This is a genomic window from Pseudomonas sp. NDM, from assembly GCF_003105095.1.
Classification (GTDB): domain Bacteria; phylum Pseudomonadota; class Gammaproteobacteria; order Pseudomonadales; family Pseudomonadaceae; genus Aquipseudomonas; species Aquipseudomonas moraviensis_A.
Genome location: NZ_QETJ01000140.1, coordinates 1 through 13,241 on the forward strand (window position 1 = coordinate 1; position 13,241 = coordinate 13,241).

General features: G+C 59.4%; 10 protein-coding genes. All 10 read left to right on the plus strand.

The window, feature by feature from the left end; genetic code table 11:
• Positions 1–418: 418 nt before the first annotated feature.
• Complete coding sequence (locus DCO47_RS21325; protein WP_116658870.1) at positions 419–1,618, plus strand: beta-propeller fold lactonase family protein; 1,200 nt, start codon at positions 419–421, stop codon at positions 1,616–1,618.
• A gap of 519 nt (positions 1,619–2,137) precedes the next feature.
• Entirely contained in the window at positions 2,138–3,151 is a 1,014-nt protein-coding gene (locus tag DCO47_RS21330) for a YncE family protein (protein ID WP_116658871.1), read from the plus strand.
• 808 nt (positions 3,152–3,959) lie between these two features.
• The gene (flhA, locus tag DCO47_RS21335; RefSeq protein ID WP_064365467.1) at positions 3,960–6,089 is read left to right on the plus strand and encodes a flagellar biosynthesis protein FlhA; all 2,130 of its coding nucleotides are present in this window, start codon (positions 3,960–3,962) and stop codon (positions 6,087–6,089) included.
• An 11-nt stretch (positions 6,090–6,100) separates the two neighbouring features.
• Positions 6,101–7,441: a flagellar biosynthesis protein FlhF gene (gene flhF, locus DCO47_RS21340; RefSeq protein ID WP_042607545.1), complete on the plus strand. Its 1,341-nt coding sequence runs from the start codon at positions 6,101–6,103 to the stop codon at positions 7,439–7,441.
• A gap of 116 nt (positions 7,442–7,557) precedes the next feature.
• Positions 7,558–8,388, plus strand: coding sequence for a flagellar synthesis regulator FleN (gene fleN, locus DCO47_RS21345; RefSeq protein ID WP_016771060.1), 831 nt, complete (start codon positions 7,558–7,560; stop codon positions 8,386–8,388).
• The gene (gene fliA / locus DCO47_RS21350; protein ID WP_016771059.1) at positions 8,385–9,125 is read left to right on the plus strand and encodes an RNA polymerase sigma factor FliA; all 741 of its coding nucleotides are present in this window, start codon (positions 8,385–8,387) and stop codon (positions 9,123–9,125) included. The genes fleN and fliA overlap by 4 nt, the downstream gene beginning before the upstream one ends.
• Positions 9,126–9,292: 167 nt before the next feature.
• A complete protein-coding gene (locus tag DCO47_RS21355; protein ID WP_024012118.1) occupies positions 9,293–9,664 on the plus strand; it encodes a chemotaxis response regulator CheY in 372 nt (123 codons plus the stop codon).
• A gap of 18 nt (positions 9,665–9,682) precedes the next feature.
• A complete protein-coding gene (locus DCO47_RS21360; protein WP_042607546.1) occupies positions 9,683–10,471 on the plus strand; it encodes a protein phosphatase CheZ in 789 nt (262 codons plus the stop codon).
• Positions 10,472–10,507: 36 nt separating this feature from the next.
• On the plus strand, positions 10,508–12,781 hold the full coding sequence (locus DCO47_RS21365; protein ID WP_116658872.1) for a chemotaxis protein CheA: 2,274 nt from the start codon (positions 10,508–10,510) through the stop codon (positions 12,779–12,781).
• Positions 12,782–12,830: 49 nt separating this feature from the next.
• The coding region (locus DCO47_RS21370) for a response regulator (protein ID WP_116658873.1) at positions 12,831–13,241 on the plus strand (411 nt) is incomplete at its 3' end.

Genomic DNA, 13,241 nt, shown 5'->3' on the forward strand with positions numbered 1-13,241 from the left:
ACGGCTCCGACGGGAAGTGACGGAACGAGTTAACGCGACTTGGCGTGAATGCACACCTGTCAGACTTGACAGGTGTGCGGTGATATCCGACGAGCGGTCACCTTCGCGGACGCTTCGCCCGAAAAAGCATCGTCAGTCGCAAGCGCCTTACCAGCGGTAACGACGTCCATAGTCCAGGGGCTTAACGGTGGTTGCGTGGAGCAGGGTGGGTAGAGGTAGTGGTCGAGGACGCGGTAGGCGGCTTGGTGGAGTTTTTTGGAACGAGGGATTAATAGGGGAGAGGAGACTCAACTGGAGCGTCTCAACACCATCCGTCGGAAACCTGCCCCTACCTGTAATTTCTGACAGTAGCCAAACCTCCGGGTCGCGCGGGTAAATAAGGCGTCATCTCTATCATCCGCGACAGGAATCTCACCCCATGACCGATCAAACCCTCGATTTCATCAACAAGTCCTATACCATCGCCCCCGCTGGCCGACTCAAAGATATTTCTTTGTCCCTAATCACCAGTACTGCACCCGTCCCGGGAGCCAAAGTCGAGCTGATTCTCCCGGCCAACTTTACGTACGCCGATGGCAGCAGCGGCCAGCGCGACTTCATCACCGACCATGACGGCAGGATCAAGGTCCGGGGCGTCAAGGCCACTCCCGCCCTCGGCGTTTACAGTCTGACCGCTATCAGTGGTAGTCAGACCGCCTGCGCAACCGTAACCGTTACGGAGCAAGGGCCGATCGAGAACATCCCGATCGAGGGCTATCCGGAAGAGATCGCTGTCAGTCCGGATGGTACCCGCGCTTATGTCACTAACCTCGTCGCCAATGCAGGTAAGAGCACCGTCTCGGTGATTGATACGACGACGAATCGGGTTTTGACGGACATTTTGGTCAGCTCCCATCCGGAAGGGATTGCCGTCAGCGCGGACAGTGCTCGCGCTTATGTGAGCTTGAATCGGAGCAACACGGTCTCAGTGATCGATACTGCGACGCATCAAGTCATGGCGAGCATCCCGGTCGGGAGTTCTCCGCGCGGGGTTGCCGTCAGTCCGGACGGCAACCGCGCTTACGTCTGTAACAACGGGAGCGACACGGTCTCGGTGATTGATACCGCGACTAATCAAGTCCTGACGAGCATCCAAGTCGATCCAGGGCCGTACCATATTGCCGTCAGCCCGAACAGTAAACGCGTTTATGTCTGCAGCGGCGGTAGCAATATATTCTCGGTGATTAACACAGCGACGGATCAAGTCCTGACGAGAATCCAGACCGGGAGCCATTCGACCCATGTTGTCCTCAGCCCGGACGGGTCTCAGGCTTATGTCTGCACCCGAGACTATACGGTCTTGGTGATTGATACGGCGATGGATGAGATCCTGACGAGCATCCAGCTTGAAAGCCAGGTATCGGGAATCGCCGTCAGCCCAGACGGTACCCGCGTGTATGTCAGCTTATCTGGTACACGAAGCTATTCAGTGATTGACACGACATCGAACCAAGTCCTCCAGACCATCGAGCTCGGGTGGAACCCGGCAGGGGTTGCCTTCAGCCCGGACGGTACTCGTGTTTTCATATGTGTCAGAATTGATAATGTCGTCTCGGTGATTGATGCGGCGACGGTTTGAGTCCTGGGGACATGCCGGTTAACGGTCCGACCGGGTTCGCAATCAGCCCGGACGGTACCGGCACGAACGCTTCCGTGGGAGGGGGAGTAGTTGAAACCAGAAAACCGCTATCCCGAATAAGGGGACTGCGGTTTTTTTATGCCTGAAGACATGGCTCGGCTGTCAGGTCGATTTCGCGTCGCTCCCACAGGAAACCTGTTTCGAATGTGGGAGCGAGCTTGTTCGCGAAAGAGCCGGCACTCTCACCCGAATAACTCAGCCGAACCGCATCACCCCGGCACCTCCAGATTATCCAGCACCCTTTTTCACGTTAAACGTGTGCTGTCCCTGACCAAGCCTCGACGGCAATCGACCGATGTCACCGGACTTATGGCGTGCTGCGCAGGGTTACCTTTCGTCTGAAAGCGCTTCTCACCTGTCAGGTTTTACAGGTGTGAGAAGCGTGCCTTTGCGTTTTGATTGCTGGGCGGTTTCGCACATTTGGTGCGCCTACCTTTGCGGTGGTCAAGGAGAGAGGAAATGAAAGGTAAAGTTATAAAGAGTGCATTCGTAAGCTATGGCGAAAACCCTGACAGGAGCACTACCCAAAGTCTGAGTGCTATCAGCGGTGCTTGTGTCGCCAACGCAGCCGCAACGGATACTGGGTCGATCGCTAGCATTCCGGTTGGGGGGCAACCTCAGTGGGTCGCTGTCAGCCCCGACGGCAGCCGTGTTTATGCAAGCAACGGTCGCGGCCATCAAGTCACGGTGATTGATGCGGCAACAAATCAAATCCTGACGAAAATCCCGAACCAGGGATTTCCACACAACATAGCCGTCAGCCTGGATGGGGCCCGCGTGTATGTCAGCAATATCGACGCCGCCAATGTCTCAGTGATTGACACGGCTACGTATCAAGTCCTGAAGACTGTTCCGATAGAAAATGTTCCATACGCAATAGCCCTCAGTCCGGATGGTCTCCGCGTCTATGTTGGCAATAATGAGGGCGACACCGTCTCGGTAATTGATGCAGCGACAGACCAACTCCTCAAGAACATCAAGGTCGTTAGATATGCTTCGGGAATAGCTTTGAGCCCGGATGGTACTCGCGCTTATGTCTGTGGACACGCAGATGGTACGGTTTCCGTGGTTGATACGACTACGGAACTGGTCCTGACAACAATTCCGGTTGGGACAACCCCGCGCATGATAGCCGTCAGCCCGGACGGAAGCCGTGTTTATGTCTGCCATAATCATATCTATACAGTCGCGGTGATCGATACGACGACATGCCAAGTCCTGACGCGCATCCCTGTGGAAGGTCCCGGTGAGAGTATAGCTGTGAGCCCGGACGGTAACCGCGCTTATGTCTCCCATCCTGCGAGCAATTCGGTCTCGGTGATAGATACTGCTACCAATGGGGTATTGTTCACTCTCCCGGTCGGGCAGCCGTATGGGATCGCCGTTAATCCGGACGGTAACCGGATTTATGTTTGTAGCCTATCCGGTGAAGCGGTGGTGGTCATTGCGGTGGGTAGTAGGGAGCGCCACTAGTCTGTCTCAGATCACGCTTCGAGCGTTCCATGCAGAGTGTCACCAGTATCCGGTAAACCCTGTTTCATGGCTGAAGGTAGCCTTGAGCTGCTTTCAGCTCTAGTCGCTTCTGCCTTCGGTGTTCACGATATTCGATGCTTTGGACTAGAGGGACTAGGGACTAAAGGGGACAGATTTATTTTCTAAAAGCTGAAATAAAGCTGTCCCCTTTTGTGTGCGAAATGGTTGGTGGCAGCTATTCGCGGGTCGCAGACCGGGACTCTAGAACCGGCAGACCCGAAGGTCTCCCACGTACAGCCGCCATAAAAAAACGGGTGATGTGCGTCCAGAGATGGACGGGCTGTGAGACCCGATCACTGATTGGTCAGCGACCGGACAACAATAGAACCCGCCCCCAAGGCGCACAAGCCGGCGGATTCTGGCTTGGCTGTAGGCAATGGCGCCAAGGATTTGTAGCCTCAAAGGCGTGTCCTGAAGTGTCTTTTGAACTCCTCGGTTTAAAGGGCACTTTGTGCTGATTTCACTGGCCCCTTCGCGAGCAGGCTCGCTCCCACAGTCTGGAAGGCATTTCAATCTGACATCTGGAATGCGGTCCTCTGCAGGAGTGAGCCTGCTCGCGATAGCGGTCTTTCTGATGTAAATGCATTGACTGAAAAGTCCTCATCGCGAGCAGGCTCACTCCTACAGTGGTCGCGTTCACCACCCTGTCTGTTTCAATCAATCGCGAAAGTTGGAAAGCTTCTTGCAGTAGCCGCCCTGCGCCCGTTCGGGGCGTCAAAAGTTTGCTTTAAAGGAACGGGGAAAACCGGTGGATCGCACTCAGTTATTCAATACAGCACGCACCAACGTTGCCGACCTCAGTCGAGGCAATCTGGGCGTGCCGTTGTTGCTGCTGGTCATGCTGGCGATGATGATGTTGCCGGTGCCGCCGTTCCTGCTCGACGTCTTCTTTACCTTCAACATTGCCCTGTCGATCGTCGTCCTGCTGGTCTGCGTATATGCGCTGCGGCCGCTGGATTTCGCCGTGTTCCCGACCATTCTGCTGGTGGCGACGCTGCTGCGGCTGGCGTTGAACGTGGCCTCGACGCGGGTGGTGATGCTCCACGGTCAGGACGGCCACGCCGCGGCCGGTAAGGTGATTCAGGCCTTCGGTGAGGTGGTGATCGGCGGCAACTACGTGGTCGGTATCGTGGTCTTCGCGATCCTGATGATCATCAACTTCGTCGTGGTAACCAAGGGTGCCGGGCGGATTTCCGAGGTGAGCGCGCGTTTCACCCTCGATGCGATGCCCGGCAAACAAATGGCGATCGACGCCGACCTCAACGCCGGCCTGATCGACCAGAACCAGGCCAAGGCGCGCCGTCAGGAAGTTGCCCAAGAGGCGGAGTTCTATGGCTCGATGGACGGTGCCAGCAAGTTCGTCCGCGGTGACGCCATCGCCGGTTTGCTGATTCTGTTCATCAACCTCATCGGCGGTATGGCCGTTGGCATCTTCCAGCACGGCATGAGCTTTGGCGACGCCGGCCGGGTTTACGCGTTGTTGACCATCGGTGACGGTTTGGTGGCGCAATTGCCATCACTGTTGTTATCGACAGCGGCGGCGATCATGGTGACCCGTGCTTCCGGCTCGGAAGACATGGGCAAGCAGATCAACCGCCAGATGTTCGCCTCACCGAAAGCGCTGGCCGTCGCCGCTGGTCTGATGGCGGTGATGGGCCTCGTGCCGGGCATGCCGCACTTCTCCTTCCTGACCATGGCAGCGCTGGCCGCGGGCGGCGCCTACCTGTTCTGGAAGAAGCAGAACGTCGCCAAGGTCGTGGCGCTGGAAGAGGTCAAGCGTCAGCAGGAGCTGCTGCCGTCGCCGGCTCGCGCCATGGAAACCAAAGAACTGGGCTGGGACGACGTCACGCCGATCGACATGATCGGTCTGGAAGTCGGCTATCGCCTGATCCCGTTGGTGGACCGCAATCAGGGTGGGCAATTGCTCGCGCGGATCAAGGGCGTGCGCAAGAAGCTCTCGCAGGACCTGGGCTTCCTGATGCCGACCGTGCACATCCGCGACAACCTCGATCTGGCGCCGAGCGCTTACCGCCTGACCCTGATGGGCGTGATTCTCGCCGAGGCCGAGATCTACCCGGATCGCGAACTGGCGATCAACCCCGGCCAGGTCTACGGCTCGCTCAACGGTATCAACGCCAAAGATCCGGCTTTCGGCCTCGAGGCGGTGTGGATCGAAATCAGCCAGCGCGCCCAGGCGCAATCGCTCGGCTACACCGTGGTTGACGCCAGCACCGTGGTCGCCACGCACTTGAACCAGATTCTGTACAAGCACTCCAGCGAGTTGATCGGCCACGAAGAAGTGCAGCAACTCATGCAATTGCTGGCCAAGAGCTCGCCGAAACTGGCTGAAGAGCTGGTGCCGGGCGTGGTTTCGCTGTCGCAGTTGCTCAAGGTCCTGCAAGCGCTGCTCGCCGAACACGTGCCGGTGCGCGACATTCGCAGCATCGCCGAAGCGATCGCTAACAACGCCGCCAAGAGTCAAGATACCGCCGCTCTGGTCGCCGCTGTGCGGGTCGGCGTATCCCGCGCCATCGTCCAAAGCATTGTAGGCACTGAGTCCGAGCTGCCTGTGATCACATTGGAACCAAGGTTGGAACAGATATTGCTCAATAGTCTGCAGAAGGCAGGACAAGGCTCGGAAGAGGGCGTTCTGCTGGAGCCAAGCATGGCCGAGAAGCTGCAACGATCGTTGATCGAAGCGGCCCAGCGGCAGGAAATGCAAGGCCAACCGGTGATCCTGCTGGTAGCAGGCCCGATTCGCGCGATGCTCTCGCGCTTTGGCCGCCTCGCAGTCCCTGGGCTGCATGTGCTGGCCTACCAGGAAGTACCGGACAACAAGCAAGTGACCATCGTTGCGACAGTAGGGCCCAACGGCTGAGGTAGTGGTTTATGCAAGTTAAGCGTTTTTTCGCCGCCGATATGCGTCAGGCCATGAAGCTGGTTCGCGATGAGCTGGGCGCTGATGCCGCCATCATCGGCAACCGCCGCATCGCCGGCGGCGTCGAGTTGACGGCGGCACTGGATTACAAATTGTCGGCGCTGGCGCCGCGGGTTCCGAACATGGAGCTCGAAGACGAACTGCGCAAGACCCAGTCGCGCATCGTCACCGCCCAGGCCGAACTGAGCCTGCGTGGCGAAGCCGACGGCAACACCAATCAGCAGTTGTTCGCCGGGCTGCCATTGACCGCAGGCCTGCCGCTGACCGCTGCCGAGCCGCTGAGCGAGCCAACCTACGCTGCCCCGGCGCGTCCGGCCGCAGCGCCTGCGCAGGCCTCGGCGGGTGTCGATCCGCGAGCACTGGATTCGATGCGTTTTGAATTGAACAGCCTGCGCGAGCTGATGGAAGTGCAGCTCGGCACCCTGGCCTGGAATCAGCTGCAAGGCAGCCGTCCGGCTCAGGCCAATCTGTATCGCCGTTTGCAGCGCATCGGCCTGTCGGGCCCGCTGTCGCGTGATCTGTTGGCGCTGATCACCGATATCGAAGAGCCGCGTCAGGCCTGGCGCATGCTGCTGGCGCATCTGGCGCGGATGATTGCCGTACCGGAAGTCGAGCCGCTGGAAGAGGGCGGTGTGATTGCTATGGTCGGCCCGGCCGGCATGGGCAAGACCACCACGCTGGCCAAGCTTGCCGCGCGTTATGTGCTCAAGTACGGCGCGCAGAACGTTGCGCTGGTGAGCATGGACAGCTTCCGCATCGGCGCGCAGGAACAACTGAAAACCCTCGGGCGCATTCTCAACGTGCCGGTGACCCACGTCGATCCGGGCCAGTCGCTGGTCCAGGCATTGGATCCACTGCTACGCAAACGCGTGGTTTTGATCGATACTGCCGGGCTGCAGGCCAGTGATCCGGCGTTGCGCATGCAGCTTGAGAGCCTGGCCGGGCGTGGCATTCGCTCGAAAAATTATCTGGTACTGGCAACCACCAGCCAGAAACAGGTTCTAACCGCCGCTTATCACAGTTACAAGCGTTGCGGGCTGGCCGGTTGCATCCTGACTAAACTGGATGAAACGGCCAGTCTCGGCGAAGTGTTGAGCCTGGCGATCAGTCATGAATTGCCGGTCGCGTACCTGACCGATGGCCCACGGATTCCGGATGATCTGCATCTGCCGCGCCGTCATCAACTGGTCAGCCGCGCCGTCAGCGTGCAAATGCAGGAAGAACCCAGCGAAGAAGCCATGGCTGACATGTTCGCTGATATCTATCACAGCCCGACCAAGCAGGTTGGCTGAGGTAATCATGAACAGTTTTTGTACCTACATCGATGGTCTGCCACGCATTGTTCCGATCGGGAACGCGCAGCCAGTAATGTGGCCTCCGTCTATGCAAGACAAGGTAAAGAAATAACATGGGCAGCATGCATCCCGTACAGGTGATCGCGGTGACCGGCGGCAAAGGTGGCGTCGGCAAGACTAACGTGTCAGTGAACTTGTCGCTGGCGCTGGCAGAGCTTGGCCGTCGGGTCATGCTGCTGGACGCCGACCTGGGCCTGGCCAACGTCGACGTTCTGCTGGGGCTGACGCCCAAGCGCACACTGGCTGACGTGATCGAAGGCCGTTGCGAATTGCGCGACGTGCTGTTGCAGGGCCCGGGCGGGATTCGCATCGTGCCGGCGGCCTCCGGCACGCAGAGCATGGTGCACCTGAGTCCGGCCCAACACGCCGGCCTGATCCAGGCGTTCAGCGACATCGGCGACAATCTCGACGTGCTGGTGATCGACACCGCTGCGGGCATTGGTGACTCGGTAGTCAGTTTCGTTCGCGCCGCGCAAGAGGTGTTGCTGGTGGTCTGCGACGAGCCGACTTCGATCACCGACGCTTACGCGCTGATCAAGTTGCTCAATCGCGACTACGGCATGAACCGCTTCCGCGTGCTGGCCAACATGGCGCAGAGCCCGCAGGAAGGGCGCAACCTGTTCGCCAAGTTGACCAAGGTCACGGATCGCTTCCTCGACGTCGCCCTACAATACGTCGGCGCCGTGCCGTACGACGAAAGCGTGCGCAAGGCGGTGCAGAAGCAGCGCGCCGTCTACGAAGCCTTTCCCCGTTCCAAGTGCGCGCTGGCCTTCAAGGCCATCGCCCAGAAGGTCGACACCTGGCCGCTGCCCGCCAACCCGCGTGGGCATCTGGAATTTTTCGTCGAGCGTCTCGTGCAGCAAACCGCAGGGCCTGTGATATGACCGCCAGTGGCATGAATCTTTACAAAAAGTCGGCGCGTGACGCGCAATACGAATTGATCGAGCGCTACGCGCCACTGGTCAAGCGCATTGCCTATCACTTGCTGGCACGCCTGCCGGCCAGCGTGCAGGTCGAAGACCTGATCCAGGCCGGGATGATCGGTTTGCTCGAAGTGTCGACCAAATACGACGCCAGCAAAGGCGCCAGTTTCGAAACGTACGCGGGCATTCGAATCCGCGGCGCGATGCTCGATGAAGTGCGCAAAGGGGACTGGGCGCCACGCTCGGTTCACCGCAATACCCGGATGGTCAGCGACGCAATTCGCTCGATTGAAGCTAAAACCGGCCGTGACGCTAAAGATCACGAGGTTGCGGCCGAACTCCAATTGAGTCTCGACGATTACTACGGGATTCTGAATGACACCTTGGGCAGTCGCCTGTTCAGTTTCGACGACCTGTTGCAGGACGGCGAACACGAAGGGCTGCACGAGGATGGCGCCAGTGCGCATATGGAGCCGTCACGCGATCTGGAAGATGAACGCTTCCAGGCGGCGCTGGCGGACGCGATTGCCAATTTGCCGGAGCGTGAGCGACTGGTGTTGGCGCTGTACTACGACGAAGAGCTGAACCTCAAGGAAATCGGTGAAGTCCTTGGCGTCAGTGAATCGCGGGTCAGCCAGTTACACAGCCAGTGCGCGGCCCGTTTGCGGGGGCGTTTGGGGGAGTGGCGAGCGCGCTGAAGGCAGTGTGGGGACACTGCGAAACGAGGCTGGTGCGGTGATGAGCGGCGCCGGTCTCGATCCGTTGTGCTCCAGACAAACTTTAAGTGCTGCGCCGATTGATTGAAGTGGCGCGTCCAGGTGCTGGGCGCGTTTAAGACTGCTTGGAGGTCGAATTGAACAAAGACATGAAAATCCTCATCGTTGATGACTTCTCAACGATGCGGCGGATCATCAAGAACCTGCTGCGCGATCTTGGGTTCACCAACACCGTCGAGGCCGACGATGGCACCACTGCCATTCCGGTGCTCAACAGCGGCAGCATCGACTTTCTGGTAACGGACTGGAACATGCCGGGCATGACCGGCATCGACCTGCTGCGCCACGTGCGTGCCGATGAAAAACTCAAGCACCTCCCGGTGTTGATGGTGACTGCCGAAGCCAAGCGCGAGCAGATCATCGAGGCCGCCCAGGCCGGTGTGAACGGTTACGTGGTCAAACCTTTCACGGCTCAAGCGTTGAAAGACAAAATCGAGAAGATTTTCGAACGCATCGGCTGATGAATGCGCGGGGGAGCTATGGAGCATAACGAATCTTCACAGGGCGATTTTGAATCGACCCTGAAAAAACACGCGGTCGAACTGGTCGAAAGCCTTGAAAAAGGCAGGTTCGGCGACGCGGTGCAACTGATCCATGAGCTCAATCAGACCCGTGACCGCGGCCTGTATCAGGAAGTGGGCAAGCTCACACGTGAACTGCACAGTGCGATCGTCAATTTCCAGATCGATCCGCACATGCCGCAGGCCGAGGAAGTGTCGCAAATCACCGACGCGACCGAACGCCTGGGCTACGTGGTCAAGCTGACGGAAGCCGCGGCCAACCGCACCATGGATCTGGTGGAAAGCGCCACGCCGGTGGTCAACAGTCTGGCTGATGAAGCGCAGACGTTGAGTGCCGATTGGGGTCGCTTCATGCGTCGCGAGGTCGGGGCTGAAGAGTTCCGCGAACTGGCGCGCCGGGTCGACGGTTTTCTGTCACGCAGCAGCACGGACAACCGTGCGGTGTCGAGCAATCTCAACGACATCCTGCTGGCTCAGGATTACCAGGACCTCACCGGTCAGGTGATCAAGCGCGTGACCCAACTGGTCACCGAAGTCGAAAGCAATCTGCTCAAACTCGTGCTCATGGCCAGTCAGGTCGACCGCTTTGCGGGCATCGAACATGACCGCGCCGCAATGCTCGCCGAAAAAGATCCACAAAAACATCTCTCGCAGGGTGAAGGTCCGCAGATTCATGCCGATAAACGAGAAGACGTTGTGTCCGGTCAGGACGATGTGGACGATTTGCTATCCAGCCTTGGATTTTGAAGTTAGGTTTTTAGACCTGTTAGGAGCACCCCATTAATGAGCTTCGGCGCCGATGAAGAGATCCTTCAGGATTTCCTGGTTGAGGCCGGCGAGATTCTTGAGCAACTGTCCGAACAACTGGTCGAGCTGGAAAGCCGCCCGGATGATGCAGATCTGCTCAATGCAATTTTTCGCGGTTTCCACACTGTAAAAGGGGGCGCCGGCTTCCTTCAGCTCAATGAGCTGGTGGAGTGCTGTCACATCGCCGAAAACGTGTTCGACATCCTCCGTAAGGGTGAGCGTCGCGTTGATGCAGAACTGATGGACGTTGTGCTCGAAGCACTGGACGCGGTGAACAGCATGTTCAGCGAAGTCCGTGAGCGTGCACCGATCACCGCCGCCACGCCGGAACTGCTGGCCGCGCTGGCGCGTCTGGCCGAGCCGCAATCGGCGGATGAAGCCGTGGCCGCACCGGTGGAAGTGGTCGAAGAACCGGTCGCCGAAAGCGCATCGGAAGACATCACCGACAACGAATTCGAACAACTGCTGGACTCGCTGAATGCCGTCAAGGCGCAAGCCGAGGCCCCGGCCGCTCCTGTGGCATCCGCGCCGGTTGCGGGCACCGCGGCCAGCGATGAAATCACCGACGCCGAATTTGAATCGCTGCTCGATCAACTGCACGGCAAAGGCCAGTTCGCTGTCGATGCAGTCGCTCCGGCGCCAGCAGCAGCGGCTCCGGCCGCGCCTGCTGCGGGCGACAGCTCGGACATCACCGACGACGAATTCGAAGCGCTGCTCGATCAGTTGCACGGCAAGGGCAACTTCGCCGTAGACGCGCTGGAATCGGCGATCGCTTCGGCGCCGGCAGCCCCTGCTGCACCGGCCGCCGCTGCGGCCGGTAGCGACCTGATCAGCGATCACGAATTCGAATCGCTGCTCGACGAATTGCACGGCAAAGGCAAGTTTGACGCCGCCGCGGCGACTGCCGGCTCCGCATCAAGCGTCGCCACGCCAGCCGCGAAAGCTCCGGCTGCCGCTGCTGCGCCGAAGCCTGCGGCCAAGTCTGAACCGAAAGCCGAGGCGCCGAAACCGGCCGCCGCTGCTGCTCCGGCTCCGGCCCGCGCGCCAGCCGCTGCACCGGCAGAAAAACCGGCCAGCGAAGCAGAAACCACCGTGCGCGTCGACACCGCGCGGCTCGACGAGATCATGAACATGGTCGGCGAGCTGGTGCTGGTGCGTAACCGTCTGGTACGCCTGGGTCTCAACAGCGGCGACGAAGCCATGTCCAAGGCCGTGTCGAACCTCGACGTGGTCACCGCTGACCTGCAGACCGCCGTGATGAAGACGCGGATGCAGCCGATCAAGAAGGTCTTCGGGCGCTTCCCGCGTCTGGTTCGCGACCTCGCACGTCAGCTCAAGAAAGAGATCAACCTGGAACTGGTGGGCGAAGAAACCGACCTCGACAAAAACCTTGTCGAGGCTCTGGCCGACCCGCTGGTCCACTTGGTGCGCAACGCCGTCGACCACGGCATCGAGTCGCCGGAAGAACGTGAAGCGTCGGGCAAGGCCCGTGGCGGTCGCGTGGTGCTGGCGGCCGAGCAGGAAGGCGACCACATCCTGCTGTCGATCTCCGACGACGGCAAAGGCATGGACCCGAACGTCCTGCGTTCGATCGCGGTAAAACGCGGTGTGATGGACAAGGACGCAGCCGATCGCCTGAGCGATACCGAGTGCTACAACCTGATTTTCGCCCCGGGTTTCTCGACCAAGACCGAGATCTCCGACGTGTCCGGCCGTGGTGTCGGCATGGACGTGGTGAAGACCAAGATTTCCCAGCTCAATGGTTCGATCAACATCTACTCGACCAAGGGCCAGGGCTCGAAGATCGTCATCAAGGTGCCGCTGACGCTGGCGATCATGCCGACGCTGATGGTCATGCTCGGCAATCAGGCGTTCGCGTTCCCGCTGGTCAACGTCAACGAAATCTTCCACCTCGACCTGTCGACCACCAATGTCGTCGACGGTCAGGAAGTGGTGATCGTGCGCGACAAGGCGCTGCCATTGTTCTACCTCAAGCGCTGGCTGGTCAGCTCCGCCGCTCACGAAGAGCAGCGCGAAGGCCATGTGGTGATTCTTTCGGTGGGCACTCAGCGGATCGGCTTCGTCGTCGATCAACTGGTCGGCCAGGAAGAAGTGGTCATCAAGCCATTGGGCAAAATGCTCCAGGGCACTCCGGGCATGTCCGGCGCCACCATCACCGGTGACGGCCGCATTGCGCTGATTCTCGATGTTCCAAGCATGCTCAAGCGTTACGCCACAAAGCGTATTTGAATCCGGGACGGCGGCGCGATGACGCGCCGCTGCACCTAATGGAGTGTTTATGGCAGTCAAAGTCCTGGTGGTGGACGATTCGGGTTTTTTCCGCCGCCGCGTCTCGGAAATTCTTTCGGCGGATCCGAGCATCCAGGTGGTCGGCACGGCCACCAACGGTAAAGAGGCGATCGATCAGGCCATGGCCCTCAAGCCTGACGTGATCACCATGGACTACGAGATGCCGATGATGGACGGCATCACGGCGGTGCGGCACATCATGCAGCGCTGCCCGACCCCGGTGTTGATGTTCTCCTCGCTGACGCACGAAGGCGCCCGGGTGACCCTGGATGCGCTGGACGCCGGCGCGGTGGATTTCCTGCCGAAGAATTTCGAAGACATCTCGCGCAACCCCGAGAAGGTCAAGCAGTTGCTGTGCGAAAAAGTCCACAGCATTTCGCGCAGCAATCGTCGTTTCAGT

Bases quoted from the DNA above. Each gene is read 5' to 3' on its own strand.
- DCO47_RS21325 (WP_116658870.1), top strand. From the start codon at position 419: ATGACCGATCAAACCCTCGATTTCATCAACAAGTCCTATACCATCGCC.
- DCO47_RS21360 (WP_042607546.1), top strand. From the start codon at position 9,683: ATGGAGCATAACGAATCTTCACAGGGCGATTTTGAATCGACCCTGAAA.
- DCO47_RS21365 (WP_116658872.1), top strand. From the start codon at position 10,508: ATGAGCTTCGGCGCCGATGAAGAGATCCTTCAGGATTTCCTGGTTGAG.
- DCO47_RS21330 (WP_116658871.1), top strand. From the start codon at position 2,138: ATGAAAGGTAAAGTTATAAAGAGTGCATTCGTAAGCTATGGCGAAAAC.
- fliA (WP_016771059.1), top strand. From the start codon at position 8,385: ATGACCGCCAGTGGCATGAATCTTTACAAAAAGTCGGCGCGTGACGCG.
- flhF (WP_042607545.1), top strand. From the start codon at position 6,101: ATGCAAGTTAAGCGTTTTTTCGCCGCCGATATGCGTCAGGCCATGAAG.
- fleN (WP_016771060.1), top strand. From the start codon at position 7,558: ATGGGCAGCATGCATCCCGTACAGGTGATCGCGGTGACCGGCGGCAAA.
- DCO47_RS21355 (WP_024012118.1), top strand. From the start codon at position 9,293: ATGAAAATCCTCATCGTTGATGACTTCTCAACGATGCGGCGGATCATC.